Source organism: Arthrobacter sp. BG3, assembly GCF_056680185.1.
Genome location: NZ_CM155270.1, coordinates 2,590,602 through 2,616,116, shown reverse-complemented (window position 1 = coordinate 2,616,116; position 25,515 = coordinate 2,590,602). Strand labels below are relative to the sequence as shown.

Below are 25,515 nucleotides of genomic sequence, written 5' to 3'. Positions count from 1 at the left end.
AAAGGGCGGTTACGGCGCAACCGATGTCAGGAAAGCTACACGAATCGGTTGCTCCACAAGTGACGTTTTGAGGTGGGAAGTCAAGCGGCCGTTGCGGAGCAACCGATAGGCGGGGACCGGGGACTCAGACGGTGGTGACCTTCAGCAGCAGGGCGTGTTCCGGGTTCAGGACCGGCATGGGCAGGCCCACTTCGGCCAGGAAACGGCCGGTCGCGGTGGCCCCGGATGCCAGCCACGCCGGCGGCTGGACCTGGGTGAACGTGCGGGCGTAGTCGGCGTCGCCCGGGCAGGGGAAGACCGCCTCCACCCGGTAGACCGCGTCGGCGGCAAGACCCGGGATGGCGATCCGGCCGGGCTGCTCCGCAGCTGAGGTGCGGGTGCTGACCAGGGCGAACAGCGCCGCCGTCGAGCCCGGCACGGCTGGGCTGCCGGCTGATCCGTTAGCCTCAGAACCGGTTGCGGCGCCAGCGGAACCAGCTACCACGCCGTGCAGCATCAGGGAGTCATCCGCGACGTCGGCGCGGACCATCCGGCCGGAGTGGATCAGGCCGCGGTGCTCCTTGTAGATCCCGATGAACCGCTTGAGCTCCTCGCGCTCCGCGCCCTGGACCTGCCGCACGTCCCATTCCATCCCGAAGTGCCCGAACAGGGCGGTGATGGCGCGGAAGGACAGGTCGTGGGTGCGGGCCGTGGTGTGCGAGGTGGTGGGGCCGACGTGGCCGCCGACGAGCTCCGGCGGGACCACCAGCCCGGTCCAGCGCTGGATAGTCTGCCGCTCCAGGGCGTCGTTGCAGTCCGAGGCCCAGATCCGGTCCGTCCGCTCCAGGATGCCGAGGTCCACCCGGGCTCCGCCGGAGGAGCAGCTTTCGATCTCGACGCCGGGGTGCGCGGCCCGCAGGGCGTCAAAGAGCCGGTAGGCGGCGAGGGTCTGTTCGTGCACCGAGGCACGGCCGGCGTGGCCGTGCTCCAGCAGGTCCCGGTTCTGGTCCCATTTGAGGTAGCTGATGTTGTTATCGCGCAGCAGCGCATCCACGCGGTCGTAGATGTACTGCCAGGCCTCGGGGTTGACGAGGTCGATGACGTGCTGGTGGCGCCACTCCAGCGGCAGCCGCCCGCCGTCCTTGTAACTCTGCACCGCGGGGCCGACGATCCACTCCGGATGCGCCCGGACGACGTCGGAGTCGAGGTTGACCATCTCCGGCTCCACCCAGAGTCCGAACTCCATACCGCGGGCGGTCACCGCGTCGATCAGCGGCGTGAGTCCGGACGGCCAGAGCGACTCGTCCACGTACCAGTCGCCGAGGCCGGCGTGGTCGTCGCGGCGGCCGCGGAACCAGCCGTCGTCGAGCACGAACCGTTCGACGCCCAGCTCGGCGGCGGAATCAGCGAGCTGGATCAGCGTGGCGAGGTTGTGGTCGAAGTACACAGCCTCCCAGGTGTTCAGCACCACCGGGCGCGGTTTGCCGGCGCCGGCCAGTCCGGTCTCGTCCGGTCCGGCCTGTGCGCCCGCGGCGGGCAGCACGTGGTGCGGCCGGTTCCGGAACCAGGCGTAGAAGGATTCGCTGATGCCGTCCAGGCCACGGTCCGAGTAGGCGGCAAACAGCGCGGGCGTTGTGTAGCTGCCGCCGGGGGCGAGGACGACCTCGGCCGGGCCCAGCAGTTCGGAGCCGCCGATCATGGTCCGCCCGTCCGCGGCGCTGTCGGCGAACTGTTCGTGGTTGCCGCTCCAGGCCAGGTGGGTGGCCCAGACTTTGCCGTGGCGGTTGCCGAAGCCGGCGGTTCCCGCGGCGAAGAGCAGCGAGGAGTCGTGGCCGGTGCGGCCGTGCCGTCCGGTGCGCACCCACGTGCCCTGCGCGATGGCACGGCGCTGCGGGTGGCGTTCGCGGCACCAGCGCCCGGTCAGGTCCAGGAGTTCGACGGCGGCGGGGGCCACCGGGAGCACCGTCGCCAGTTCATCGAGCTGGTAGGCCGTGGTGCCAGTGTTGGTGACAGTGTGGCGAAGTTCCAGCAGGCCGCCGTCGTGCAGGGTGAGGACGGACGAGACGCGGATCCCCGCGTCTGCGTCCGCCTGGATGATGACGACGGCGCCGGCGCCGTCCGCTGCCACCTCCGCCACGCGGAGCCGGACGGAGAAGTCGTAGCCGGGAACGCCGTCGGCGATCCGGTGTCCGCGCAGGCCGGGGCGGCCGCGCCAGCTGGAGGAGGCCTGCGGCAGGAGCCCGGCGGGGACGGCGGCGTCGACGGCGGAGTGCGGGACTGGGGCGCCGAGGATGGCCAGGTCCGGAAGGGAGGGTCCCAGATCGGCGCCCCAGTGGATGACCTCGGCCTCTCCGCTGTCGAAGCTGATCACCAGGCTGGTGCTGGCGGAGCGGAGGTACAGGGGATCCATGGCTGTTCTCTTTCGGTGGTTCGGGGCGCGTCCGTGGCTGTGGGCCGCGGGTCCGCAGGGAATCAAAGGGGGAAATGCCGGATGCCGCCGCCGCGAGGAGGTAGCGGCGGCATCCGGGGCGGGTGGGCCCTACTTGAAGAGGGCGTTGACCTGGCTGTTGGCTTCGGTGAGGGAGCTGGCCGGCTTCTTGCCCGCGAGGACGGCGTCCATGGCCGGCTTCATGATGCCGTCCACCTTGGCGGCCTTGTCCGCGATCGGGAAGAGGAACGTGGTGCTGTCCTTCACGTGGGTGGTGAAGGCGGAAACATCGGTGCCCTTGGCTTTGAAGGCTTCGGCGGCCTTGTCGGTGGAAGTCGTGATCGCGGGGAAGACCACGGCCTTGGAGGCTACAACGTCCTGGCAGGCGGTGGAGCCGAGGTATTCGACCCACTTGACCGAGGCGGCCGGGTTCTTGGTGCCCGCCCAGATGGAGTCAGCCAGGCCGTTGAACATGCTGGCGCGCTTACCTTCGGGGCCCTTCGGGGTGGGGGCAAACGCCGTTTCCACGCCCTTGTAGCTCTGGTACTGGCCGATCAGCCAGTCACCCGTGGTGTTGATGGCGGCCTTGCCGGCGCCGAAGTTGTCCGCGAGGCTGGCGCCGACAGTGGTTTCCAGCTTGGGCATGTAGCCCTTGTCGATCAGGCCGGCCCACCAGGCGATGGACTCCTGGAAGCGCGGATCGTCATAGTTGAACTTGGTGCCCCACGGGTTCTTGTCCGTGGCGGTCCAGCCGGTGGTCGCGGTCAGGAAGCTCCACTCGGTCTGCCCCTGGCCGGAGCCGCCGCCGGCCAGGCCGAGGCCGTAGACCGCGACGTTGTTCTTGTCGAAGCCGGCTTCGTCGCCGCGCTTGCCGTTCTTGTCCACGGTCAGGTGGGCGATTGCCAACTCGTAGCTGCCGCCGTCCTTCGGGTTCCAGTCCAGGTTCGCCATCTGCTCGGCGGTGAGGCCGGCGGAGTCGGTCATGGCCTTGTTGTAGAAGAGGCCTACGGTGTCCCAGTCCTTGGGCAGCCCGTAGCGCTTCCCGTCCTGGCCGACCCAGAGCTCCGGCAGGCCCTTGGTGTAGCTGTCGAGTTTGATGCCGTCCTTTGCGACGGCGTCGTCCAGGGAGAGCAGCTGCTTCTTCGCCGCGTACTCGGGGTACTTGGAGAGGTGGTTGGTGAAGACGTCCGGGGCGGTGCCGGCGACGAAGCCGTTGGTCAGGGTGGTCCAGTAGTCGTCCCAGCCGCGCTGGGTGATTTTGACCTTGATGTCCGGGTTGGCCTTGGTGAAATCGTCGGCGCACTGCTGGTAGGCGGGGAGCTGGTTGGCGTCCCAGAGCCAGTAGTTGATTTCCCCCTTGGCTTCGGAGGATGCCGGGGCGGAACCGCCGCAGGCGGACAGGGAGAGGGCGATGGCTGCGGCGGCAGCGACGGCGCCGAGGGTCTTCTTCATGGTGAACCTTTCAGGGCTGTGCAGGGTGGTTGTTCGGGGTGCGGGTGCGTTGGTTTGGCGCTTATTTGATGCCGGAGAAGCCGATGGAGTTGACCACGCGCTTGCCGAAGGCGATGAAGAGCAGGAGGACGGGCAGGGCGGCGATCAGGGTCGCGGCCATCAGGCCGGACCAGTCGGGGGCTCCCTGCGGGGACTGTGATTTGAAGACGCCCAATCCCACGGTGAGGACGCGGACGCTTTCGTCCTGGCCCACCAGCAGCGGCCAGAAGTATTCGTTCCACTGGCCGATGAAGGTCAGCAGGGCCAGGGTGGCCAGCGGGGCGGCGGCGTTGGGCAGCACGATCTGGAAGAAGATCCGCAGGTGCTTGGCGCCGTCGAGCATGGCGGCTTCCTCGACTTCGCGGGACATGGAGAGGAAGAACTGGCGCAGGAAGAAGATGGCGAAGGGCGTCATGAACAGGAAGGGCAGGGCCAGTCCGGCGAAGGTGTTGAGCAGGCCCAGGTTCTTGATCATCAGGAAGTTGGGCAGGGCGGTGAAGATCGGCGGGACCATCATGGTGGCCAGGAACAGGCCGAAGACCACGTTCCGGCCGGGCCAGCGGAGCCGGGAGAAGGCGTAGGCGGCCATGGCGCTGAAGAACACCTGCCCGGCGGTGGTGACGGAGGCGAAGATGATGGAGTTGCGCAGGTACAGCCAGAAGTTGATGGCTGCGCCGGAGCCGCCCTCGGCGATGGCCTCCTCGGGGGTCTGCAGCCCGAGGACCCGCTTGAAGGCGCCGAGGCTGAAGTCCGCCGGCAGCAGGTTGCTGGCGTTGGAGGCGAGCGAGGCGTTGCTGGAGAGCGCGGTGCGGAGCATCCAGAGGAACGGGGCCACCGTGACGATGATGGCGACGATGACGAGGGTCCAGGCCCCGGCGCGGCGCCAGTTGAAGGGCTTCTTGTAGGCGCCCTTCCGGGCGGCCTTGCTGCCGGGTTTGCCGCCTGGCTTACTGCCGGATTTCCTGCCGGGTGTCTTGCGGGAGAGTGCGGAGGTTGTCATGGCTGTTTTCCTTAGTCCAGATCCGATTCGTTGCCCTTGAGGAACTTCATCTGGATGAAGGCCACGAGGGCGAGAATGACGAAGAGAATGACGGACAGGGCCGAGGCGTAGCCGAAGTCGGATTCACCGAAGGCCTTCTGATAGATGTACATCTGGATGACGCGGGAGGCGTTGATGGGGCCGCCGCCGGTGGTGACGGCTACTGTGTCGAAGACCTGGAAGGACCCGATCACGGTGACCACCAGGACCAGCACCAGTACGGGGCGCAGGAGCGGCATGGTGATGCTCCAGAAGGTCCTGGTTTGGGATGCGCCGTCGAGGGACGCGACCTCGTAGACATGGTTGGGGATGGACTGCAGGCCGGCGAAGATCAGCAGCGCCGTGTAGCCCATGTGCCGCCAGACGTTGACGCCGGCGATGGTGGGGATTGCCCACTGCTCGCTGCCGAAGAAGGCGATGCGGGGCAGGCCGAACCAGTTGATGATCTCGTTGACGATGCCGATCTGGTAGTCGAGCATCCAGAACCACAGCAGCGCCACGATCACGTTGGCGACCAGGAACGGCAGCAGCAGCGCACCCCGGATCAGGGTGGATTTGGCCACCCGGTGCATCAGGAGCGCCAGCCCGAGGGCGATGACGGTCTGGAAGCCGATGTTCAGGCCGACGTACTGGAGGGTGACGGCCATCGCGTTCCAGAACAGCTCGTCCGCGAAGATCGCGGTGTAGTTCTTGGTGCCGATCCAGGTGGGATCCCCCAGGACGCTGTACTCGGTGAAGCTGAGGTAGATGCCGCGGATCGTGGGGATCAGGAAGAAGGCAACGAAGCCGACCATGGCCGGAAGGATGAACAGCAGCGCGATGCGCAGGTCGCCGAGGCGGCGCCCCCAGCCGGACCGGGGAGTTTTCCCGCGCTGGGGGTGCTTGGATCCGCCAGCCACGGGATCCGGAAGTTTGGTGATGGTAGTCATCGTCGACTCTTCCTGGTGGGTGTGATGTGGGTAACAACTGGAGAAGAATCTACACGAGTAGATTCGGACTGGCAAGGGTTTATTCAGGGAATCCAGGCATTTTTCTTGTACCAGCCAGTAACCATTGACTCGAGTAGATACCCCGTGGGACGCTGTTGCCGGATGCCCGCGCGGGCACAGTGCCCGGCTCTGCGGGCAGATCGGACAGGCAACAATGACGTTTTCCATCGGGGTCGTCGGTGTCGGCCAGTTCGGCGGCCACTTCGCCCACCTCTTCAAGCTCCACCCCGGCGTCAGCGAGGTATTCGCCGTCGACGAACGTCCGGAACGTGCCGCAGCTGCCCGCGGGCAGTGGGCACTGGACGGCACCATGGCCAGCTTCGAGGACCTGCTGGCGTCCGACGTCGATGCCGTCGCCATCTTCACACAGCGCTGGACCCACGGTCCGCTCGTGCTGCAGGCCCTGCGGGCCGGCAAGCACGTCTATTCGGCCGTCCCGATGGCCGTCACCGAAGAGGAAATTGCCCGCATCATCGAGACGGTCCGCGAGACCGGGCTGGTCTACGCCATGGGCGAGACCAGCTACTACAACCCGGCGACGGTCTACGCGCGGGAGCAGCACGCGGCCGGCAGGTTCGGCCGGATCTTCTACGCCGAAGGCGACTACGTCCACGACATGGACCTCGGCTTTTACGAGGCCTACCAGTACAGCGGCGGCGAGCGCTGGAAGGAAACAGCAAGCTACCCGCCCATGCTCTACCCCACCCACGCCATCGGCGGGGTCCTGGGCGCCGTTCCGGCGCACGCCGTGAGCGTCAGCTGCGTCGGGGTCAAGGATGACCGGCCGGACGGCGTTTTCGACAAGGACGTCAGCATGTTCGGCAACGATTTCTCCAACGCCACGGCCCTTTTCGAACTGAACGACGGCGGGGTGATGCGCACCAACGAGATGCGCCGAGTGGGCTACCCCTCGCACATCCGCGAATCCCGCTTCCGTTTCTTCGGCACCGAGGCGAGCTTCGAACAGCTCGCCACCGTCAGCGTGTGGCAGGACAAGAAAGCGGTCCACGACGTCTCGGCCCGGCTGGAAACCCGGCCCAGCATTCCACTGGACGATCCGTCCCTGGCGGAGGTCGCCCCCGAGCTGCGGGACGCCTTCATCTCCGGACTGGCGCCGGTGCACGACAGCAGCCGGCTCCCGGAGGAATTCCGGGGGGCGCCGAACGGGCACGAGGGGAGCCACCAGTTCCTCGTGGACGATTTCGTGACCGCGGTCAACAGCGGGTCCCTCCCGCCGGTCAACGCCTGGGTGGCGGCTCGCTTCACGCTGCCCGGCATCGTGGCGCACGCCTCGGCCCAGCGCAACGGTGAACGCCTGCCGATCCGCGATTTCGGCGATGCGCCGCCCCGCGGCTAGCTAGCATGGACTCCATGACGACTTCGGCAGTGCACACCCCCCGCGGCCCGGTGACCCGCAAGGACGTCGCCCGCTACGCGGGCGTGAGCACCGCCGTCGTCAGTTATGTCGTCAACGGCGGGCCGAAGAAGGTGGCCCCGGCGACGGAGGCGAAGGTCCAGGATGCCATCCGCATCCTGGGCTACCGGCCGAATGCTGCGGCGCGGGCGCTGAAACTGGGCTCCAGCGAGACGATCGGCCTGGTCATCCCGGACAACACCAACCCGTTCTTCTCGCTGCTTGCCCATGCCGTCGAGGACGCCGCGGCCGCCCGCGGCTACGCCCTGCTGCTGACCAACTCGGACGGAAACCTGGCCAAGGAACGCCGGAACATCCGCAACCTCGCCTCGCGCCAGGTGGACGGAGTGGTTCTCGCCAGCGTGCTGTTTGAACCGGACCTCGAGGCACTTGAATCGGGTGAAATTCCCGCGGTGCTCCTGAACCACGGCGGCAAGGCCCCGGGCTTCAACAGCGTGGGCGTGGACCTGGCAGCCGGCGCACGGATGGCGGTGGAACACCTGATCGGACACGGGCACACCAACATCGCCCTCGCCATGGGCACCAACGTTGCCCAGGATTACGACCTCCGGGAAGAGGGCTGGCTGCAGGCACTTGCCGCGGCAGGGCTGCCGGAGGGTCCGGTTGTCCGTGGCACCTTCAGCCGGGACGGGGGTTATGCGGCCGGCCAAAGGCTGCTCGCCTCGGCGAACCGGCCGGCGGCCATCTTCGCCAGTTCGGACATGCAGGCCATCGGCATCCTGCGCGCCATCCACGAAGCCGGCCTCACCGCGCCGGGTGACATCGCCCTGACGTCCTTCGACGGCTCGGCCGAGGCCGAATACAGCTGGCCCGCACTCACGACCGTGGAGCAGCCGGTCCGGGTGATGGCGGAAGCGGCCGTCAGCGCGCTCCTCGGGGCACGCCGCGGCGAGCCCGCGGAGCACCGCATCTTCCCCACCGAGCTGCGGATCCGTCAGTCCTGCGGCTGCCCGGGGGCCGGAGTTCAGTAGCCCTGCGGGTTGTTCTTCTGCCAGCGCCAGTGGTCCTGGCACATCTGGTCCACCGTCTTGGTGGTGGACCAGCTGAGGTCGGCCAGGGCCGAGGACGCATCGGCCCAGAACGCGGGCAGGTCCCCGGAGCGGCGTCCGGTGATCTCGTAGGCGATTCTTTTGCCGGCGGCCTTTTCGAAGGCGCGCAGCACCTCCAGTACCGAGGAGCCTTTCCCGGAGCCCAGGTTCCAGCGGTAGACCCCGGGGCGGCCCGTAATGCGGTCCAGCGCGGCGACGTGGCCGGCGGCGAGGTCAACGACGTGGATGTAGTCCCGCTGGCAGGTCCCGTCCGGGGTGTCGTAGTCGCCACCGAACACCATGAGCTTCTCGCGCCGGCCCACCGCGACCTGGGCGATAAACGGCACGAGGTTGTTGGGGATGCCCTGCGGGTCCTCGCCGATCCGGCCTGACGGGTGGGCCCCCACCGGGTTGAAGTAGCGCAGCAGCGCGATCTGCCAGCGGCTGTCGGCGGCGCCAAGGTCCGCGAGGATGTCCTCGACCTGTTCCTTGGTGCGGCCATAGGGGTTGTTCGCCCCGATTTCCATCTTCTCGAGGTAAGGGACCGGGTTGTGCTCGCCATAGACGGTGGCGGAGGAGCTGAAGACGATCGAGCGGACTCCATGGCGGTCCATGACCCGGAGCAGGTTCAGGGTGCCGACGAGGTTGTTGTGGTAGTACCGCAGGGGTTCCCGGACGGATTCGCCGACGGCCTTGAGCCCGGCGAAGTGGATGACGGCGTCGATCGCGTGCCCGGCGAAGACGGCGTCGACGGCGGGCTCGTCCACGAGGTCCGCACGGTGGAAAACCGCAGGCGTGCCGCTGAGTTCGGCCACCCGGCGCAGTGATTCCGCACTGGAGTTCGCCAGATTGTCGATGACCACTACCTCGTGGCCGGCTTGCTGCAGTGACAGGACGGTGTGCGAGCCGATGAAGCCGGTGCCGCCGGTAACCAGGATTCTCATCGGACGCGCCCGGCCCCGGTGGCCGGGGTGACGGTGAAGATGTCCGGCGCGGTGAAGCCGGCGCCGGCGAAGGCGCGGACGACGGCGTCGCGGACCTGCTGCTCGTGCCGCACCGGGGTGAGGGCGATTGCCGAGCCGCCGAAACCGCCGCCGGTCATCCTCGCGCCGATGGCGCCGTGGCTGCGGGCCGTGTCCACGGCCAGGTCCAGTTCGGGGCAGGAGATCTCGAAGTCGTCCCGCATGGAGGCGTGGCTGGCATCGAGCAGGGGCCCGATCCGGGCCGGGCCCTGGGACCGGAGGGTGTCCACGGTCTGCAGCACGCGGTCGTTTTCGGTGACGATGTGCCGGACGCGCCGGAAGGTCACAGGATCGAGCAGCCCGCTGACCTCCTCGAGGTCCGTGACGCCGACATCCCGCAGGGCCTTCACGCCCAGGACCTCGGCTCCGAGCTCGCAGGACGCGCGGCGGGAGGCGTAGCCGCCGTCTGCGTGCGAGTGCGAGACCTTGGTGTCGATCACCAGCAGCACGAGGCCGTCCTCCTGCGCCTGGAACGGCACGAGTTCCACGGACTGGTCGCGGCAGTCGAGGAAAACGGCCCGGCCGCTCGCGCCGCGAAGTGACGCCGACTGGTCCATGATGCCGGTGGGTGCGCCGACAAAGGCGTTTTCGGCGTGCTGGGTCAGTGTGACCATCTCCTCGGCGGTCAGCCCGGCGCCGGTGAGGTCGTTCAATGCCGTGACGACGGCGCACTCGATCGCGTGCGAGGAGGACAACCCCGCGCCGGGCGGGACGTCGGAGTCGAGGAGGAGGTCAAAGCCGGGGACCTCGATGCCGTGCTGCTGCAGCGCCCAGACCACACCGAGGGGGTACTTGGCCCAGCCGGCGACGGTGCCCGGGGCCAGGTCAGCGGCGTCGGCTTCGACGAGCCCCTGGTCCCCGACGGTGGAGAGCAGCCGGACGGTGGAGTCGCCCCGGAGCCGGACCGCCGTCGTCGCCCGCTTGTCGATCGCGAACGGCAGGACGAAGCCCTCGTTGTAGTCGGTGTGTTCGCCGATCAGGTTGACCCGGCCGGGGGCGGCCCAGACGCCGTCCGGGGCCGCGCCGAAGGTCGCCTCGAAACGGCTGGTCAAGCTGTCCGGCAGGCCGCCGGTCCCGGCGTCGGTGCGTGTGGTCGTGTTCATGCGGGGGCGCCTTCCGGGGTCAGTGCGGTGCGGGTTCCGGCCGGTGCGGAGGCGGCTTCGCGGGCCACCCCGCCGGCCACCTCGCGCAGCCGGGCGGCGACGGATTCGGGGGTGGTGTCGTTGATGAAGGCGCCCATGGCGGCTTCGGAGCCGGCCAGGTACTTGAGCTTGTCGGCGGCGCGGCGGGGCGAGGTCAGCTGCAGGTGCAGGTGGCCTGCCCGGCGCATGGCCGGCTCCAGCGGGGCCTGGTGCCAGGCCGCGATGTAGGGGGTCGGCGTCGGATACAGGGCGTCAAAGCGCTTCAGGAGTTCGGGGTAGAGCACCGCCAGTTCGTCCCGTTCCGCCCCGTTCAGGGCGGCGAGGTCCGGGACCTCGCGGTGCGGGACGAGGTGGACTTCCAGCGGCCAGCGGGCCGCGAAGGGGACGTACGCGCTGAAGTTTTCGCCCTCGAGCACCATCCGGCTGCCGTCGCCGCGTTCGGCCCGGAGCAGCGAGGACGTCAGCGTCGACGAGCCGTCCGAGGCGTCGGCGTATTCGCCGGCCGCGGCGGCCAGGACCGCGGCGCGGGGCGTGATGTAGGGGTAGGCGTAGATCTGCCCGTGCGGGTGGTGCAGGGTGACGCCGATGTCGGCACCCCGGTTTTCGAACGGGAAGACCTGCCGGATGCCGGGCAGGGCGCTGAGGGCCGCCGTCCTGTGTGCCCAGGCGTCGATCACCGTCCGGGTGCGCCGCCAGCCCAGCTCGGCGAAGGATCCTGTGTGCTGCGGGGTGAAAGCCACCACTTCGCAACGGCCGACGGCGGGGCCTGTGGTCCCCCAGCCGGGCGCCGCGGGAACATCGTGCGTGGCGGGGCCGAGCGAGGGAAAACGGTTTTCGAAGACGGCGACGTCGTAGTCCGGTGCCGGGATTTCCGTCTGGTTGGCCGGCGTCGTCGGGCAGATCGGGCACTGGTCCGCCGGCGGCAGGTGGGTCCGCGACTGCCGGTGCGCGGCGACGGCAACCCATTCGCGGCTGAGCGCATCGAAGCGCAGCTGGCCGGGTTCGGGGCGGGCAGGCAGGTCCCGGTGGTCCACGAGGGATTCCGTGGGGCGTTCGGCGGTGCCGGCGTCGTCAAAGTAGAGAATCTCGCGGCCGTCGGCCAGCCGGGTCGTCGTGGTTCGCGTCATGGTTCTATTTTTACACGATAAAACATTTTCAAACAATAGAGAACAAAATAAAGCAGGAATTTTGTGTGTTTGGTGGTGCGCGGAAGTTAGGATGGACAGAGGAAGCCAGCCCAGTCGCCGCCGGCGCCCTATTCCCCCGTTTCCCCTGCCAGCACCCACGAAGGACGCAGAATGCTAGCCGCAGCCCGCCATTCGGCCATCATCGCGGAAGTCCAGCGTGAACGCATCGTCCGCGTCACGGACCTCGCGAAGCTGCTGGGCGTGTCCCTCATGACGGTCCGGCGGGACATCGAGGCGCTGGATGCCGCGGGCGCCGTGGAGAAGATCCATGGCGGGGCCAAGCTCCCCGGCGGCGTGGGCACCCACGAGCCCGGCTTCGAGCTGAAGGTCACGCAGCTGCAGGACGAGAAGATGGCGATCGCGCATGAGGCGGCCGCCCAGGTCCGCGAGGGCATGGCCGTGGGGCTCAGCGCGGGCACCACCACCTGGGCACTGGCGCAGCTGCTCTCCGCCGGGCCCCGGATCACTGTGGTCACCAATTCGGTGCGCGTCGCCGACGTGTTCCACCAGAGTTCCTCCCCGTCCACCGTGATCCTCACCGGCGGCGAGCGCACGCCCTCCGACGCGCTGGTGGGGCCGCTGGCCACGTCCTCGCTGAAGCAGCTGCACCTGGACGTGCTGTTCCTGGGCGTCCACGGCGTGGATGCCGACGCCGGGTTCACCACCCCGAACGTGCTGGAGGCCGAGACGGACCGCGCCTTCGTCGCCGCGGCCCGCCGGGTCGTGGTGCTCGCCGACCACACGAAATGGGGGACCCTGGGCATCAGCACCATCGCCGCCCTGGAGGACGCCGACGAACTCATTTCCGACGTGGGACTGCCCGGGGAGGCCAAGCGGATCCTCAGCGAGCGGGTGGGCCGGCTGCGGCTGGCCGGCGGCGGCACCCCTTCGCGACCGTAGTTCCCTCCAACAGGACCGGTGGAGATAGTTTTGGGGCATGACCGAAAGCTACAGGTACGACGTCGAGGTCCTTCACCTGCTCGTGTCCCCGGCGCACGCCTACTTCGGCCGCGCCCGCGAGGGCGCAGCTGACGTCCCCACGACAGATGCGCAGCGGGTGGAGCTGGTGGCTGGTAAGGGCATCGTCGGCGACCGGTTCTTCGGCAAGGCAGCGCACATGGATGCCGCCGTCACCCTGGTCGCGGCCGAAGCCCTCGAGGCGATGGCTGCGGAGCTGGGAGCCGGTCCGTTTGACCCGCTGCTGACCCGGCGCAATGTTGTCCTCAAGGGGGCCCAGCTGGCTCCGCTGCTCGGCGGGGACTTTGCACTGGAATCGCGCGGGGAACTTGTGCGGTTCCGGGCCGGACGGCCTGCCCACCCGTGTGCCTGGATGGACCAGATGCTCGCGCCCGGGGCGCACACCGCCATGCGCGGCCGGGGCGGAGTGCGCTGCATGCCGCTCTCGGACGGCCTGCTGCACCGCGGGCCGGCCGTGCTGATCAGCCCCGTGCCGCTGGATCCCGGGCAGGCAGGCACCCCGACGCTGCTGCGCCCGTCGCGACTGCCGTAGCTGCCGGCGCGGGAGCGGGAGGGGCGGCGCGGGCGCGCGGGCCCTAAGTGCCGGGGTGCCGGTCCGGCCGGGGCCGCAGGACCCGAAGGGCGTCCGACCAGGCGATGACCTGGTCAAACAGGATCCCCAGGGCCCGCTCCGCCTTGTCTGACGGTGTGAACGTCCGGTAGTTCTCGAATTCGGTGGCAAGCAGCAATGCCACCTGGGCCCGCACGTCCGCCATCTGCAGTTCGCCGGCAACCTGCCGCAGGTGCTCCACGGCGCGGATGCCGCCCGCGCTCCCGTAGCTGACAAAGGCTGCAGCCTTGTTGTTCCACTCCCCGTAGAGAAAGTCCAGGGCGTTCTTCAGGGACGCTGGAATGGAATGGTTGTACTCGCCGGTGACGAAGATGTAGCCGTCGAAGCGGGCCACGGCCTCGGCCCAGGCGATCGTGTGGGCGTGGTCGTGCTGTCCCCGGGAGGGCGGCAACGGCTCGTCCAGGAGCGGAAGACCAAAGTCGGCCACGTCGAGCATCTCGAAACTGGCGTCGGCGCGTTCCGTCGCGCGGGCATAGACCCAGTCAGCCACCGGCTTTCCGAGCCGGCCCGGCCGGGTGGATCCGACCACCACCGCAATCGTCGCCATGACAGCCACCTGCCCCCAAGAAACGCACTCCTACGAAGTGAATAACAACCATCGGCCGCCGGACGTTCCCGAATTGCCCGGCCGCCGGAGTCATTTTGGCCAGCTGCGCGCAGAATTGTAGGACAGGCAGGGCCCCGCGGCCCTTGGTTCCGGCGTCGAGGGCGGTACACCATGAAAGCGATTCAGTCCCGGGCCGCAGCGCTGCTGCTGGCGATGCTCCTCGTGGGCGGCTGCGCCCCGGCCGGCGGGAGTTCCGGTGCGGCTACCGCGCCGGCGGCCAGCACGACGACGGCGGGCGCTGCCAGCGCCGCGACGGCGGCGGCCACCATTACCATCAGGAACTTCGATTTCGGCACCCCGCTGACGGTCGCACCGGGCGCCGTTGTGATGGTCACCAACATGGACAACGCGGCCCACACCGTCACTGCGGACCAGGGCTCGGCATTTGACGTGGATGTCCGGGGAGGCGGCGGGACGGCCACGTTCACGGCCCCGTCGGCGCCGGGCACCTACGCGTACCACTGCACGTATCACCCGAATATGCACGGGATGCTGACGGTTAAATGAACATGGCCCTGCGGGTGCTGACAGCCGTCGCGTTGTTCATCGAGGCCGGCGTCCATATCCATCTGGCCCCGGGCTACCAGGCCGCCTCCCCCGGCGGGATCGGGCAGGGCACCCTGTTCCTGCTCGAATCCGCCGCGGCCGTGCTGGCAGGGCTCTATGTTCTGATCCGGGGCAGCAGAGCCTCCTACGCCCTGGCCCTGATTGTGGCGCTGAGCGGTTTCGCCGCCGTGGTGTTGTACCGCTACGTTGATGTTCCGGCCTTCGGTCCGTTCCCGGCGATGTACGATCCGGTGTGGTTTTTCGAGAAGTCGCTCAGTGCGGTCGCGGAAGGGGCAGGAGCCCTCCTGGCCGCCGTCGGCCTCTTCCGGTCCGCCCCCCGGGGACGGGCCGGCGCAACCGGCTCGTTGTGACCGTCCCGGATCGCGGACTAGGCCGGGCAGCATGACGTTGGGGGACGCCATGAATAGACCGCTGCCCGGGGCTCCAGGGCATGAGCACGAGCGCACGAAGCCGCTCTCCGGCGTCGGCACCGCACCAACACCGGTTTTGAACCCCTTGGAGCTGCAGGCTCTGATCGATCACGTCGGCCCTGCTGCCGCGGCCAGGTTCGCGGATGATTTCCTCGACCTTCTTGAGGACCGCCTCCTCCGCGTGGACGATGCGCTGCGCCAGTCCGACCCAGTCTCCGCCCTGAACGCCGTCCTCATCCTGAAGGCAAGCTCGGCCATGCTCGGCGCGGAGCAGCTGACCCTTTATTGCTCAGGCCTGCCGGCGGAACTCCGCGGACAACGGATGCCCCACGCCGGCGCACTGCCGCGGCTGGCAGCCGACTTCGCATCAGCAGTGCGGGCTGTCATCGCGGGAGCGTTTCCCCGCGATGCCACCGGTCCGGTGCCACGGGTCGGAGGGGTTGGTCACTGCGGGGCGAGTTCGCCGTAGAAGTAGGACGCCGTGACGCCGCCGTCCATGAGGAAATCGCTGCCGGTGATGAACGCGCCGTCGTGGCCCAACAGGAGCGCGCCTACGGTGCCGACCTCGTCCGGAGTGCCGCCCCGCCCGGCCGGGGACAACTCGATCATGCGCCGGTACCCCGGGCCGCGGGGGCCGGTCAGCTCGTCTTTGGCCAGCGGGGTGAAGATGATACCGGGGCTGATCGTGTTGATCCGCGCGCCCCGCTTGCCCCACCGAACCGCTTCGGCCATCACGCGGAGCGAGTTGCCGCGTTTGGCCAGCTGGTAGGCGTGGAGGGAGTCAGTGACCCTGTCTGGCTGGAGCATCGGCAGCGCCAGCAGCTCTTCGGCCGGCGTCGTGGCGAGGGCAGTGTTTTCCTCGGGAGCCAGGGCGCCCAGACGGTGCTCTGACTGCGAGGCAATGACCACACCGGCGCCGCCACGGGCGATGACGTTTCCGAATTCCTCCAGCAGCACTGCAGTCCCGTACAGGTCCACGGCCAGGATGGTCGACGGCGACGCCTGGCTGGGCGAGACACCTGCGGCGTGGATGACACCCGTGACGTCGCCCAAGGCCGCGGCACTCTCCACCAAGGCGCGAACGGAGGGTCGCGAGGAGACGTCGACGGTCAGTGTGCTGACCTGGAAACCGGCGTTGCTCAGCACCTCGGCCGCCGCGTCGGCGTTGCCCTGGAACAGGTCCGCCAACACCACCTGCTTGCCGGCGCTGACGCGCCGCGCGATTGCCTGACCGATCGACCCCGCCCCGATAACGACAATGACATCGCTCAGGATGAACTCCTGTTCTGTGGTGCCGGCACGCTTGGGCCGCCGCTGGTGGCCGTCCAGCTCGCGAGCAGCTGCAGGGCATCCTGGGCGGCGGAACCGGGCTCGGCGCTGTAAACGATGAGAGAAAGACCGGGATCGGCCGGGAGGTCCATGGCTTCGAAGGACAGGACCAGGTCGCCGACCACGGGGTGGTGGACGGCCTTGACGCCGGTCCGGTGAAAATGCAGGTTCTGCGCGGCCCACTGGGCCCGGAACTCCTCGCTGCGCACGGAGAGTTCGCCGATAAGGTCTGTCAGCGCCCGGTCGTACGGGCTGCGGCCGGCCTCGATGCGCAGGTTGGCCACGAGATCCGCGGCGGCGCGCTCCCAGTCCAGGAAGAAGTCGCGGGCCCGCGGGCTCAGGAACACGAACCGGGCAACGTTCACGGGCCGGACCGGATCGGCGTAAAGCTCTGAATACAGCGCACGGCCGAGCGGGTTGGCGGCCAGGATATCCCTGCGCCCGTTGCGCACATAGGCCGGAACATCACCCATCGCGTCAAGAATTCTCTGGACGGTCGGCCGGATCTGCTGCTGCACGGGCCGGCTCCGCCGCTGCGGTGCGGGGCCTGAGGCCCGGGCCAGGTCGATCAGGTTCGCGTGTTCCGGCTCATCCAGCTGCAGCGCCCGGGCGACGCCGTCAAGGACACTCCCCGAGGCACCGGCGAGGTTCCCCCGCTCCAGCCGGATGTAGTAATCGATGCTGACACCGGCGAGGAGGGCCACTTCCTCCCTGCGGAGGCCGGGCACGCGCCGGTTTCCGCCGTAGGCGGGCAGCCCGGCTTGCTCCGGGCTGACTCTGGCACGGCGCGAAGCTAGGAACTCGCGGACCTCTTTCCGGTTATCCATATGTCCACCCTAGAATCCTTCCCCCCCGGGTGCGGGAGGCACTGTCAGTACCTGTAACAACAGCCCCTCCCGCCCGGGGAGCATCTCCTGTTGGATGGAGATGCATCCCCACGACGAGAAAGGACAGCGATGACTCGGACCGACGAACTAGTCGCCCAAGGTCTCACAATGAATCCCGACGACAACAGCTACGGTGCCAACGGGCTGCAAGCGGCGGCACGCCGCCGCTGAAGGCCCCCGCCCCCAGCGCACGCCACCCCTCCGGACGCCGAGGTGCACCCAACCCCTCGCCGCCGCCATCCCCCACGAAAGGACCACCCTCATGGCTACCTGGCTCATCACAGGATGCTCGACCGGACTCGGCCGGGCCCTCGCCCACGCAGTGCTCGCCCACGGCCACAACGCCGTTGTCACAGCCCGAAACCCCGGCACGTTGCAGGACATCGCGGCAGCCTTCCCCGACACGGCGCTGGCCCTCCCCCTCGACGTCACCGACCGGGCACAGATCAGCTCGGCAGTGCAGCAGGCCCGGACGCGTTTCGGAGGCATCGACGTGCTGGTCAACAATGCCGGCTACGGCTACCGCGCCGCGGTTGAGGAAGCGGACGACGCCGACATCCGGCAGTTGTTCGACACAAACGTCTTCGGCGCCGTCGACATGATCAAGGCAATCCTCCCGGACATGCGCGCGAAGAGGGCGGGGTCCATCCTGAACATCTCCTCCATCGGAGCCCGCATCTCACCGGCCGGCTCCGGTTATTACTCGGCTACCAAGGCCGCCCTGGAGGGCCTCTCCGGGTCCCTGCACAAGGAACTCCAGCCGCTCGGCATCAACGTCACCGTCATCGAGCCCGGCGCCTTCCGTACGGACTTCGCCGGCCGGTCGCTCACCCAGTCGGCGACGGCGATCCAGGACTACGCGGACACGGCCGGTAAACGGCGCAAGGAGCATGACACGGTCCACGGCACCCAGCCCGGCGACCCGGCAAAGGCAGCAGAAGCCATCCTGAAGGTCGTCGAAAGTCCGAACCCGCCGTCGCTGATGGTCCTCGGCGAAGACGCCTTCGAGGCCTTTGCGGCGGTCGCCCAGGCAGAGCGCGCGGAACTGGACCGGTGGCGGGACCTCAGCCTCAGCACGGGCATCGGGGGCTGAGCCACGCGGGACCCGGCCGCCACGGTGTTGCCACCGTTGCACCCTGACGGCCGGCAACCGGACAATAGTGCGCATGACCCCTGTGACCCTTTCTGCCTTTGCCGGGCTGTGCCTGTTGCTCTCCGTCACCCCCGGCCCGGATACCTTTCTAGTGCTGCGGATCTCGCTGCATAGTGCCGGAGCCGGCATTGCCGCGGCGCTCGGCTCGGCTGTGGCATCGCTGATCTGGGCCGTGCTGGTGGGAGTGGGGCTCGCCGCCGTGTTGGAGGACTCCGCGGAGGTGTTCCGCTGGCTAAAGATTGCAGGAGGGCTGTACCTGCTGTACTTGGGAATCTCGTCGCTGGTCCGGGGCCGCCGCGCGGCAACACCGTCCGCAGCGGCCGGGCACTCTCCTCGCCGAGCTGTCAGCCGAAGGGGAGGGTTCGGCGCCGGCGCGCTCTCCACGCTGCTCAACCCCAAGGTCGGACTGTTCTACCTCGCCGTCGTTCCGCAGTTCATTCCGCACGGCGGCAATACCTTGGACACCGCCATGGTGCTTGGTGTGATCGAAAGCGCCATCGGCTTCCTCTATTTGGTGGCCGTATCCATCGCGGCAGTGAAAGCAATGGCCTGGCTAGAGCGCCCCCGGGTGAGCAGCTGGCTCGACCGCGGCAGCAGTGGCATCATCGCCGCACTCGGCCTGGGCGTGCTGGCATCCAGCACCAGCTCGTAGCCGTCACCGGCCGCGCAGTGCAGCCCCGCGCAGCTATGGCCTCCTGCCTGCGGGAGTGCCAGTATGTTGGGCATCAGGCTCAATGAACGCGCCCCGCTCCGGGCAGAAGGAGGCACGGACATGACCTACGTCAACAACCTCGCCGATGTGGGACAAGGCTACGTCGCCCTGGCCGGCGGCAAAGGGATCGGCCTGGGCAGCCTCATTCGAGCGGGGCTTCCGGTCCCCGCCGGGTTTGTGCTGAACACCGCAGCCTATGCCGATTTCGTGGAAGCCAACCACCTCGAGGCCGGCATCCAGGCGCTGGCCGCACTTGCGCCTGAGGCGTCACCGCAGGACTATGAGGATGCCTCGAAACGGATCCGCGCCCTGTTCGGCGCCGGAACCATGCCGGCCACGATCGCAGCGGAACTCGGCGCCGCCTACAGGCGCCTCGGCGACGGGGATGCAGCCGTGGCGGTGCGGTCCTCCGCCACGGCCGAGGACCTCCCCTCGGCCAGCTTCGCAGGGCAACAGGAAACCTACCTCAACGTCATCGGGGAGGGGGCCCTGGCCGCGGCCGCGACGGATTGCTGGGCTTCGCTGTGGACGGCCCGTGCCATGGCGTACCGGGCCCGGGAGGGCATCGCACCGGACACTGTGCGCCTCGCCGTCGTGGTCCAGCGGATGATCGAGGCCGAGGCCGCAGGGGTGATGTTCACCGCCAATCCCGCAAACGGGCGCCGCGACCAGCTGGTGATCAGCGCGGCGTGGGGCCTTGGCGAGTCCGTGGTCAGCGGAACGGTCAGCACGGATGACATCGTCGTCGAAGCAGTGACGGGACGTGTGCTGTCGCGCCGCACAGCGGACAAGGAGACCATGACCGTCTATGCGGAGCACGGCACACGGGAGCAGCCGGTACCGGCGGAGCGCCGTCACCAGCCCGTGCTGGACGACCGGGCGGCGGCCGAGCTGGCCGGCTATGGAACCCGGATCATGGAACTTTTCGGCGTGCCGCAGGACATCGAATGGGCACGGGCCGGTGACCAGTTCTTCATCCTGCAGTCCCGGCCTATCACCGCGCTGCCCGAGCCGGCGGCCGACACCCCGGACACCTGGACGGCGCCCTACCCGAAGGGGTTCTACTTCCGGGCGAGCATCGTGGAGCAGCTGCCTGACCCGCTCTCGCCGCTGTTCGCCGACCTCATTGACGGCTCGGTGTCCCGGTCGCTGCGTGCCCTGCTGACCGACGCCGTCGGCAAGAACGTCATCCGCGAGAACGACGTGGGGCTGCCCACGATCAACGGCTACGCCTATTACTACTACCGCACCTCGGCGATGTGGCGCGTGACGGCCAAGTCCCTGACCGCGGTCCGCTCGCTGGTCCGCGGCAAGGCGCACATGGGAGTAACCGGCTGGCGGGAATTTTCGCACCCCCGCTACGAGCAGGTGATCCAGGACTGGTCGGCGAAGCCCGTTGGGGAGCTTTCCGGCGAGGAACTGCTGGCGGGTGTGCAGGCCCTGCTGGACGCAGGCACCGTTTACTACACGGCCGTGCAGTCAATCATTCCCGTGGCGGCCACCAGCGAAATCTCCTTCCGGATGTATTACGACAGGCTCGTGCGTCGGGACGGGGATCCTCCCGCCCAGACGTTCCTCCTCGGCTACGACAGCGAACCCATCCGGGCGGAGAAGTCGTTGTACCGCCTGGCAGCCTGGGCCCGGGACGTTCCGGGGCTGGTCCCGGCGATCCTCCACGAACCGACGGCGGCACTGGTTGAGTCGCAGCGCACCGGGCTCCCGTCGGCCGGGATGGACCCGGCCCTCTGGCAGCAATGGCATCCCCGCTTCCAGGACCACCTCGGCCGGTTCGGCCATACGGTCTACAACCTGGACTTCCTCACCCCGGTGCCGGCCGACGATCCGTCCCCGCTGCTGGAGACGGTGAAGTTCTACCTGCGCGGCCAGGGCAACGACCCGTTCGAGCGCCAGCGGCTGGCCGCCGCCCGCAGGGAGGACCAGACCAGCCGGACGGTCGCCCGGCTCGGGCCGGGCCGCCGGGCCGCTTTCCTCCGGCTGCTCCATTGGGCCCAACGTGCCGCCCCGATCCGCGAAGACGCCCTGGCCGACGTCGGCCTGGCCTGGCCGCTGCTGCGGCGGATGCTGTTCGAGCTCGGACGACGGCTGGTGGACTCCGGAGTCATCGCCGAGCCCCGCGACGTTTTCTGGCTGCGCCACCGGGAGCTGCGCAGCGCCGTCGAGTTCGGCCTCGCGGGGCCGGGCGCACCGGCGGTCGTGGCAATCACCGGCGCGGACGGGCCCGTCCGCGCCGGCGCCGTCGCGGAGCGCAAGATGCTTTGGCGGGGCCAGGCCAAGGCCGCCGCCCCGCAATTGCTGCCCGAGAGCCGGTGGATGGAACGGGCCTTCGGGTCCATGATGCCGGCAGCCCCGCAGGACCAGCCGGGCGACATCATCAAAGGCTCCGGCGCCAGCTCGGGCCGGGTCAGTGCCCCCGCCCGTGTCCTGAGAGGGCCCGAGGACTTCGCCCGGATGATGCCCGGAGACGTCCTGGTCGCCCGCATCACCACACCGGCGTGGACGTCGCTGTTCGCGATGGCCTCCGCCGTGGTCACCGACGTCGGCGGCCCGTTGAGCCACAGCTCCATCGTGGCCCGCGAGTATGGAATCCCGGCCGTGCTCGGCACCGGGGTGGCCACCCAGCGGCTCACCAGTGGCCAACAGATCCGGGTCGACGGCGACGCCGGAACCGTCACGATCGAGCATCCGGGCGTGACGGCCGGGCCGTGAGCGGGAGGATCCATGGACGGCTATGCCGAGCTTCGCGCGTTCCGCGCCACCCACCTGTACCGTTCGCTGACGGTCGGCGGCGTCGAATGGAAGTACATCGCCGGCCCCACCACGCCGCGCGCCCCGGCTGAAGCGGCAGGCGCCGCACACCCCGCGGGGGAAACTTCCGCGGTGCCGGGGGCAACCAGACCGGCACTTCTTATCCTGGGCGGCGGCTTCACATTCGGCGATTCCGCGTTCCGCACCATCACCGCTTTCGAGCCCCGCTTCCGCGTGCTCTCCCCCTCCTATCCCCCGGTGCGGACCATGGCCGAACTCGTGGCCGGGATCGCGGCCATTCTCGACGCCGAGGGAATCCAGTCCGCGAATGTCTTCGGCCACTCCCTCGGCGCCGGCGTGGCACACGCCTTTTCGCGCCGTTATCCGCAGCGGGTGGACAAGCTCATCCTGTCCGGGTTCGGCCTCTACACCCCGGGCCACACGCGGCTCGTGGGAGCTTTTGTCCGCCTTTTCTCGCTGCTGCCCAAGGCTGCCCTGGCCGCTTTCTACCGTCCGCGAATCGCGCGCCTTCTCGCTGGGGCCGAAGACAACGAGCGTGCGTTCCTCACCGCCTACACCGAGGACCTCTTCGCGGCACACACCAGGGAATCGGCGCTGGCGCGCCTGGCGGTGCTCCTGGATCTGGCGGCACATCCGGACCGGTACGCCGCGACGTCGCTTTTCGAGCGTGGGGAGGACGTGCTGGTGATCGCCGCTTCCGATGACCGGGGCAGCACGCCCGGCGAACGCGAAGCCCTGCTGGCCGCATATCCCGGTGCCCGGGCTTACGTGTTCGGCCGCGGCGGCCACTGGGCGTCCGTCACCCACCCGGCGGAATACGCCGAGGCCGTCGGAAGCTTCCTCGAAGGCCGTCCCCTTCCCGCGCGAAAGTGCGAAAACCCGGCCGCCCCGCCCCGCCTCCCGTCGTCGACCCGCAGCCAGGCAGGCCAGGCAACCGCGCCGGTTTCGACGCTGGACGCCAGGCTTGCCGCCTTCCGGACCAGCCACCGGTACCGCTCGCTCGACGTCGACGCGGTGCGCTGGCGCTACCTTGCCGGCGGCGCGGGACGCCAGACCGTGCTTCTGCCCGCAGGCGGGACCCGGGTGCCGGACATGTACCTGCTGCTGATCGAGGCGCTGGAGCGGGATTTTCGTGTCATCGCCCCGGCTTACCCGGCCGGCGCCGGCATGGCCGGGCTCGCGGACGGCCTGGCCGCGATCCTCGACGCCGAGGGAGTGCCACAGGCGGATGTGCTGGGCTCCTCGTTCGGCGGCTTTGTGGCCCAGGTGTTCGCCCGCCGGCACCCCGAGCGTGTGCGGCGCCTCGTGCTCGCGAACACCGGAAGCCCCTCCGCCGCCCCGCTCCCGCTGCTCCCGCTTCTCATCCGCGTCCTCGCCGTCCTTCCGGAAAGCGCTGTGCGTTCGGTGACCGGCTGGAACTGGCGCCGCTGGTTTGTCCACGGCGCACAGGACGACGCGGTGTTCTGGAACATGCTGCTCTCGGACATCCTCGGCCGGCTGCAGAAGGAGGACCTCCTGTCAGCCCTGCGGGAGATGAGGGACTTCGCGCGACTGCCGCCCGGGGGGACACCAGGGACGGGCACCCCCGCGGGTCCGCCGGCTCCGGTGCTGCTGATCGAATCGGAGCGGGATGAAGCGTTTTCCCCGCAGGCGCGTGCGGCCCTCCGCGCCCTCTATCCTGCGGCGGAGGTCCGCCTTTTCGCGGGCGAAGGCCACGGGGTGATGGCCACGCGGACCGCGGAGTACGTCGACAGCGTGCGGGAGTTCCTGCGCAGACCCTGACCTATCGGGCCTAGGGACCCGGGGACCTTGGGACCAGGGTGCCTGCGGACCAGGGCTCACCGCGCTAACAGCGCTTCGGGTCCGCGGAACCGGTGCCGCCCGGCAGGCCGGCGTCGACCGGGAAGGTCATGAACGCCGGCGTCTCGTACGGGTGCGCGGACAGTGCGGCGTCAACGACGGCCGTGCGCCGGGAGCGCGGGTAGATTGCCTCGATCCGGGTCTCCGGCACCTCCGCGGGGGAACCGACCGTGCCGATGGCCGGGTTCGCGCCCGGCAGCGGGGTGAAGCGCCCGGTGCCCTCGACGCTGAACGAGCAGTGCGAGTAGTTGCCCAGCCTGCCCGCCCCGGCGTCGCCAACGGCCCGCCGGACTGCTTCCGCCGCTTCGGTAGGGACGTAGATGACCAGACAATCCATTGGCTCCATGGCAGAAAGTCTGTCATGGAGTGCCGGTGCCGGTGCGTTCAGATTCTTCAGCGGCCGGTCGATGTTTACGGTTCCGCTCTGCCGGCCGTGGGTCCGGAACCAGATGCGCCGCCAGCCACGCGTTCGTCGCGGGATTTGCGGATTTTCCAGACGATCAAGGCGATCACTACGGCGGCGGCGACGGCGGCGGTGATGTCCTGCCCCACGGCCTTGACTACCGCTTCATAGGAATTACCGGCAAGGAATCCCAGAAGAACGCATCCTGCCCCCCACACCAGGCCGCCTGCGACGTTGAAGGCCAGAAAAGTCGGGTAGTGCATACGGGAGGTCCCCGCGAGGGCGGGCATGACGGCCCGGAAGAATGCGACAAACCGCCCCAGAAATACGGCCAATCCGCCGCGGCGGCGCAGGAAGTCCTGAGCCTTCCGGAGTTTGGCCCTGCGCCTGTTCATAACCTTCAGATTCAAGAACCTGGGTCCGAGGTGCTTGCCGACTGCGTACCCGACCGTGTCCCCGGTGACCGCGGCGAGTACAACGAGGAGCATCATGGACCAGACGGGCACGTTGCCCCGGCTGGCCACGACACCGCCGAGGACCGCTGCGGTCTCGCCGGGAATGATGAACCCGACGAAGAGGGCATCCTCGGCGAAGACCAACAAGCCCACGATCACCAGGGCCAGCAAAGGGCTGACGTTCAGGATGTTGTCTACAAAACCGCTCACCGGGATCCCGCACCCTAACCGAACGCTACGGAGTCGCCCGTCCCGGTGCGGTGATGGCTTCGGTCCTGTTCCACTGTTCTCTCCTCAACCGGACAGCGGCGCTCCCATGTAACTGAAGATACATTCGCGCCCGCACCGAAAGAAAGGCCTTTGGGAGAACCGACCCCGTTAAGGGACCGGCTCCAGATCAGCGGTGATGACGATGTTGGTTCCCCGCAGGTCGGCGGTGTAGCAGCTGACCAGAATGAGCCGGTTGGGGACCCTGTCCCAGATTGGGCTGTCTCTGAGCGTGTTCTTGTCTTCGGTGGCTATCGTCTTGACGGTGTAGGTTGCCGGTCCGTTTGCTGTCGTGACGGTGAGCTGGTTTCCAGGCTTTGCCCGGCTGCTCAGGTGGTTGAACGCTGAGTCGCGGCCTTCCCAGCTGTGGCCGATGATGTACGTGGTGTCCGTGGAACCCGGGCTGCCGTAAGGGGTGAGCCAGTACGCGTCTGCCGTCATCGGGGGAACGATGGTCGCCTCCGGCCCCTGGTCCTGGGGCGTCAGGGGCAGCACGTCCTGGTCCATGCCGATGACCGGGTACGTGATGTGCAGCGGCGGCGACCCGTGGGGTGCCGGAGTGGACGCCGTCGCACTTGCCGGGGCGTCGCTGGGTGCAAGCGGTGCCGTCACCGGGCCGGGTCCCGCAGCTGGCGGCGGCGACCCCGGCGCTGCCGATAGGCCGACCACAGCGGCCAGCGCAGCGGCCACCAAGGCCCCGCCGAAGATCGTCCGGGTTCGGGGGCGGCGGCGGACGGAGGCCATGTGGCG

The 25,515-nt window shown here is 68.7% G+C and carries 24 protein-coding genes; 11 read left to right on the top strand and 13 right to left on the bottom strand.

Annotated elements, in window-relative coordinates; all coding sequences use genetic code 11:
- Window positions 1–124: 124 nt before the first annotated feature.
- The 4 genes from AC1MFL_RS11680 to AC1MFL_RS11665 form a co-directional block, all read right to left on the bottom strand.
- Complete coding sequence (locus tag AC1MFL_RS11680; RefSeq protein WP_479809914.1) at window positions 125–2,389, bottom strand: alpha-galactosidase; 2,265 nt, start codon at window positions 2,387–2,389, stop codon at window positions 125–127.
- Between the two features lie 129 nt (window positions 2,390–2,518).
- On the bottom strand, window positions 2,519–3,859 hold the full coding sequence (locus AC1MFL_RS11675; protein ID WP_479809913.1) for an ABC transporter substrate-binding protein: 1,341 nt from the start codon (window positions 3,857–3,859) through the stop codon (window positions 2,519–2,521).
- A 61-nt stretch (window positions 3,860–3,920) separates the two neighbouring features.
- Window positions 3,921–4,898, bottom strand: coding sequence for a carbohydrate ABC transporter permease (locus AC1MFL_RS11670; RefSeq protein ID WP_479809911.1), 978 nt, complete (start codon window positions 4,896–4,898; stop codon window positions 3,921–3,923).
- A gap of 11 nt (window positions 4,899–4,909) precedes the next feature.
- The gene (locus AC1MFL_RS11665) at window positions 4,910–5,866 is read right to left on the bottom strand and encodes a carbohydrate ABC transporter permease (RefSeq protein ID WP_479809909.1); all 957 of its coding nucleotides are present in this window, start codon (window positions 5,864–5,866) and stop codon (window positions 4,910–4,912) included.
- 214 nt (window positions 5,867–6,080) lie between these two features.
- Here AC1MFL_RS11665 and AC1MFL_RS11660 point away from each other — a divergent pair, with 214 nt between their 5' ends.
- Window positions 6,081–7,283: a Gfo/Idh/MocA family protein gene (locus tag AC1MFL_RS11660; RefSeq protein WP_479809907.1), complete on the top strand. Its 1,203-nt coding sequence runs from the start codon at window positions 6,081–6,083 to the stop codon at window positions 7,281–7,283.
- Between the two features lie 5 nt (window positions 7,284–7,288).
- The gene (locus tag AC1MFL_RS11655) at window positions 7,289–8,332 is read left to right on the top strand and encodes a LacI family DNA-binding transcriptional regulator (protein WP_441005435.1); all 1,044 of its coding nucleotides are present in this window, start codon (window positions 7,289–7,291) and stop codon (window positions 8,330–8,332) included.
- On the opposite strand, the gene galE is transcribed toward AC1MFL_RS11655, so the two are convergent.
- The 3 genes from galE to galT are packed head-to-tail and all read right to left on the bottom strand — an operon-like array spanning window position 8,326 to window position 11,680.
- The gene (gene galE, locus AC1MFL_RS11650; RefSeq protein WP_479809905.1) at window positions 8,326–9,333 is read right to left on the bottom strand and encodes a UDP-glucose 4-epimerase GalE; all 1,008 of its coding nucleotides are present in this window, start codon (window positions 9,331–9,333) and stop codon (window positions 8,326–8,328) included. The two genes, AC1MFL_RS11655 and galE, sit on opposite strands and share 7 nt — an antisense overlap.
- Entirely contained in the window at window positions 9,330–10,514 is a 1,185-nt protein-coding gene (gene galK / locus AC1MFL_RS11645; RefSeq protein WP_479809903.1) for a galactokinase, read from the bottom strand. The genes galE and galK overlap by 4 nt, the downstream gene beginning before the upstream one ends.
- Window positions 10,511–11,680 carry a galactose-1-phosphate uridylyltransferase gene (gene galT / locus AC1MFL_RS11640; RefSeq protein WP_479809901.1) on the bottom strand — a complete coding sequence of 390 codons (1,170 nt, stop codon included), beginning with the start codon at window positions 11,678–11,680 and terminating at the stop codon, window positions 10,511–10,513. The genes galK and galT overlap by 4 nt, the downstream gene beginning before the upstream one ends.
- A 171-nt stretch (window positions 11,681–11,851) precedes the next feature.
- On the opposite strand from galT, the gene AC1MFL_RS11635 reads away from it, so the two are divergent.
- Complete coding sequence (locus tag AC1MFL_RS11635; protein ID WP_479809899.1) at window positions 11,852–12,640, top strand: DeoR/GlpR family DNA-binding transcription regulator; 789 nt, start codon at window positions 11,852–11,854, stop codon at window positions 12,638–12,640.
- Window positions 12,641–12,677: 37 nt separating this feature from the next.
- Window positions 12,678–13,250 carry an MOSC domain-containing protein gene (locus tag AC1MFL_RS11630; protein WP_479809897.1) on the top strand — a complete coding sequence of 191 codons (573 nt, stop codon included), beginning with the start codon at window positions 12,678–12,680 and terminating at the stop codon, window positions 13,248–13,250.
- 43 nt (window positions 13,251–13,293) lie between these two features.
- Here the strand turns inward: AC1MFL_RS11630 and AC1MFL_RS11625 are convergent, their stop codons facing one another.
- On the bottom strand, window positions 13,294–13,875 hold the full coding sequence (locus AC1MFL_RS11625) for an NADPH-dependent FMN reductase (RefSeq protein ID WP_479809895.1): 582 nt from the start codon (window positions 13,873–13,875) through the stop codon (window positions 13,294–13,296).
- A 171-nt stretch (window positions 13,876–14,046) separates the two neighbouring features.
- Here AC1MFL_RS11625 and AC1MFL_RS11620 point away from each other — a divergent pair, with 171 nt between their 5' ends.
- The 3 genes from AC1MFL_RS11620 to AC1MFL_RS11610 are packed head-to-tail and all read left to right on the top strand — an operon-like array spanning window position 14,047 to window position 15,381.
- Window positions 14,047–14,442: a cupredoxin domain-containing protein gene (locus AC1MFL_RS11620; RefSeq protein WP_479809894.1), complete on the top strand. Its 396-nt coding sequence runs from the start codon at window positions 14,047–14,049 to the stop codon at window positions 14,440–14,442.
- Entirely contained in the window at window positions 14,439–14,852 is a 414-nt protein-coding gene (locus AC1MFL_RS11615; protein WP_479809892.1) for a hypothetical protein, read from the top strand. The genes AC1MFL_RS11620 and AC1MFL_RS11615 overlap by 4 nt, the downstream gene beginning before the upstream one ends.
- A gap of 49 nt (window positions 14,853–14,901) precedes the next feature.
- The gene (locus AC1MFL_RS11610; RefSeq protein ID WP_479809890.1) at window positions 14,902–15,381 is read left to right on the top strand and encodes a hypothetical protein; all 480 of its coding nucleotides are present in this window, start codon (window positions 14,902–14,904) and stop codon (window positions 15,379–15,381) included.
- Here AC1MFL_RS11610 and AC1MFL_RS11605 read toward each other — a convergent pair.
- Window positions 15,357–16,163: an SDR family oxidoreductase gene (locus tag AC1MFL_RS11605; protein WP_479815436.1), complete on the bottom strand. Its 807-nt coding sequence runs from the start codon at window positions 16,161–16,163 to the stop codon at window positions 15,357–15,359. The two genes, AC1MFL_RS11610 and AC1MFL_RS11605, sit on opposite strands and share 25 nt — an antisense overlap.
- Window positions 16,164–16,180: 17 nt before the next feature.
- Window positions 16,181–17,068, bottom strand: a complete 888-nt coding sequence (locus AC1MFL_RS11600) for a helix-turn-helix domain-containing protein (protein ID WP_479809888.1) — start codon at window positions 17,066–17,068, stop codon at window positions 16,181–16,183.
- Between the two features lie 322 nt (window positions 17,069–17,390).
- Between AC1MFL_RS11600 and AC1MFL_RS11595 the strand changes: the two genes are divergently transcribed.
- The 4 genes from AC1MFL_RS11595 (at window position 17,391) to AC1MFL_RS11580 (ending at window position 23,562) form a co-directional block, all read left to right on the top strand.
- Window positions 17,391–18,221 (top strand): oxidoreductase, encoded by an 831-nt coding sequence (locus AC1MFL_RS11595; protein ID WP_479809886.1) that lies wholly within the window; start codon window positions 17,391–17,393, stop codon window positions 18,219–18,221.
- A gap of 73 nt (window positions 18,222–18,294) precedes the next feature.
- Complete coding sequence (locus AC1MFL_RS11590) at window positions 18,295–18,933, top strand: LysE family translocator (RefSeq protein ID WP_479809885.1); 639 nt, start codon at window positions 18,295–18,297, stop codon at window positions 18,931–18,933.
- Between the two features lie 120 nt (window positions 18,934–19,053).
- The gene (locus AC1MFL_RS11585) at window positions 19,054–21,720 is read left to right on the top strand and encodes a PEP/pyruvate-binding domain-containing protein (RefSeq protein WP_479809882.1); all 2,667 of its coding nucleotides are present in this window, start codon (window positions 19,054–19,056) and stop codon (window positions 21,718–21,720) included.
- A 12-nt stretch (window positions 21,721–21,732) separates the two neighbouring features.
- Window positions 21,733–23,562 carry an alpha/beta fold hydrolase gene (locus AC1MFL_RS11580; RefSeq protein WP_479809880.1) on the top strand — a complete coding sequence of 610 codons (1,830 nt, stop codon included), beginning with the start codon at window positions 21,733–21,735 and terminating at the stop codon, window positions 23,560–23,562.
- A 64-nt stretch (window positions 23,563–23,626) separates the two neighbouring features.
- Here AC1MFL_RS11580 and AC1MFL_RS11575 read toward each other — a convergent pair whose 3' ends face one another.
- The 3 genes from AC1MFL_RS11575 to AC1MFL_RS11565 all read right to left on the bottom strand — a co-directional run bounded on the left by AC1MFL_RS11575 (window position 23,627) and on the right by AC1MFL_RS11565 (window position 25,377).
- Window positions 23,627–23,986 (bottom strand): hypothetical protein, encoded by a 360-nt coding sequence (locus tag AC1MFL_RS11575; RefSeq protein ID WP_479809878.1) that lies wholly within the window; start codon window positions 23,984–23,986, stop codon window positions 23,627–23,629.
- A gap of 65 nt (window positions 23,987–24,051) precedes the next feature.
- Entirely contained in the window at window positions 24,052–24,708 is a 657-nt protein-coding gene (locus AC1MFL_RS11570; protein WP_479809876.1) for a DedA family protein, read from the bottom strand.
- A gap of 168 nt (window positions 24,709–24,876) precedes the next feature.
- The gene (locus tag AC1MFL_RS11565) at window positions 24,877–25,377 is read right to left on the bottom strand and encodes a class F sortase (protein WP_479809874.1); all 501 of its coding nucleotides are present in this window, start codon (window positions 25,375–25,377) and stop codon (window positions 24,877–24,879) included.
- Window positions 25,378–25,515: the final 138 nt, after the last annotated feature.

Coding starts and splice junctions, on each gene's coding strand:
- AC1MFL_RS11675 (WP_479809913.1), bottom strand. CDS start 3,859: ATGAAGAAGACCCTCGGCGCCGTCGCTGCCGCCGCAGCCATCGCCCTC.
- galE (WP_479809905.1), bottom strand. CDS start 9,333: ATGAGAATCCTGGTTACCGGCGGCACCGGCTTCATCGGCTCGCACACC.
- AC1MFL_RS11615 (WP_479809892.1), top strand. CDS start 14,439: ATGAACATGGCCCTGCGGGTGCTGACAGCCGTCGCGTTGTTCATCGAG.
- AC1MFL_RS11600 (WP_479809888.1), bottom strand. CDS start 17,068: ATGGATAACCGGAAAGAGGTCCGCGAGTTCCTAGCTTCGCGCCGTGCC.
- AC1MFL_RS11590 (WP_479809885.1), top strand. CDS start 18,295: ATGACCCCTGTGACCCTTTCTGCCTTTGCCGGGCTGTGCCTGTTGCTC.
- AC1MFL_RS11670 (WP_479809911.1), bottom strand. CDS start 4,898: ATGACAACCTCCGCACTCTCCCGCAAGACACCCGGCAGGAAATCCGGC.
- galK (WP_479809903.1), bottom strand. CDS start 10,514: ATGAACACGACCACACGCACCGACGCCGGGACCGGCGGCCTGCCGGAC.
- AC1MFL_RS11660 (WP_479809907.1), top strand. CDS start 6,081: ATGACGTTTTCCATCGGGGTCGTCGGTGTCGGCCAGTTCGGCGGCCAC.
- AC1MFL_RS11580 (WP_479809880.1), top strand. CDS start 21,733: ATGGACGGCTATGCCGAGCTTCGCGCGTTCCGCGCCACCCACCTGTAC.
- AC1MFL_RS11625 (WP_479809895.1), bottom strand. CDS start 13,875: ATGGCGACGATTGCGGTGGTGGTCGGATCCACCCGGCCGGGCCGGCTC.
- AC1MFL_RS11585 (WP_479809882.1), top strand. CDS start 19,054: ATGACCTACGTCAACAACCTCGCCGATGTGGGACAAGGCTACGTCGCC.
- galT (WP_479809901.1), bottom strand. CDS start 11,680: ATGACGCGAACCACGACGACCCGGCTGGCCGACGGCCGCGAGATTCTC.
- AC1MFL_RS11635 (WP_479809899.1), top strand. CDS start 11,852: ATGCTAGCCGCAGCCCGCCATTCGGCCATCATCGCGGAAGTCCAGCGT.
- AC1MFL_RS11665 (WP_479809909.1), bottom strand. CDS start 5,866: ATGACTACCATCACCAAACTTCCGGATCCCGTGGCTGGCGGATCCAAG.
- AC1MFL_RS11610 (WP_479809890.1), top strand. CDS start 14,902: ATGAATAGACCGCTGCCCGGGGCTCCAGGGCATGAGCACGAGCGCACG.
- AC1MFL_RS11630 (WP_479809897.1), top strand. CDS start 12,678: ATGACCGAAAGCTACAGGTACGACGTCGAGGTCCTTCACCTGCTCGTG.
- AC1MFL_RS11655 (WP_441005435.1), top strand. CDS start 7,289: ATGGACTCCATGACGACTTCGGCAGTGCACACCCCCCGCGGCCCGGTG.
- AC1MFL_RS11595 (WP_479809886.1), top strand. CDS start 17,391: ATGGCTACCTGGCTCATCACAGGATGCTCGACCGGACTCGGCCGGGCC.
- AC1MFL_RS11620 (WP_479809894.1), top strand. CDS start 14,047: ATGAAAGCGATTCAGTCCCGGGCCGCAGCGCTGCTGCTGGCGATGCTC.
- AC1MFL_RS11575 (WP_479809878.1), bottom strand. CDS start 23,986: ATGGAGCCAATGGATTGTCTGGTCATCTACGTCCCTACCGAAGCGGCG.
- AC1MFL_RS11680 (WP_479809914.1), bottom strand. CDS start 2,389: ATGGATCCCCTGTACCTCCGCTCCGCCAGCACCAGCCTGGTGATCAGC.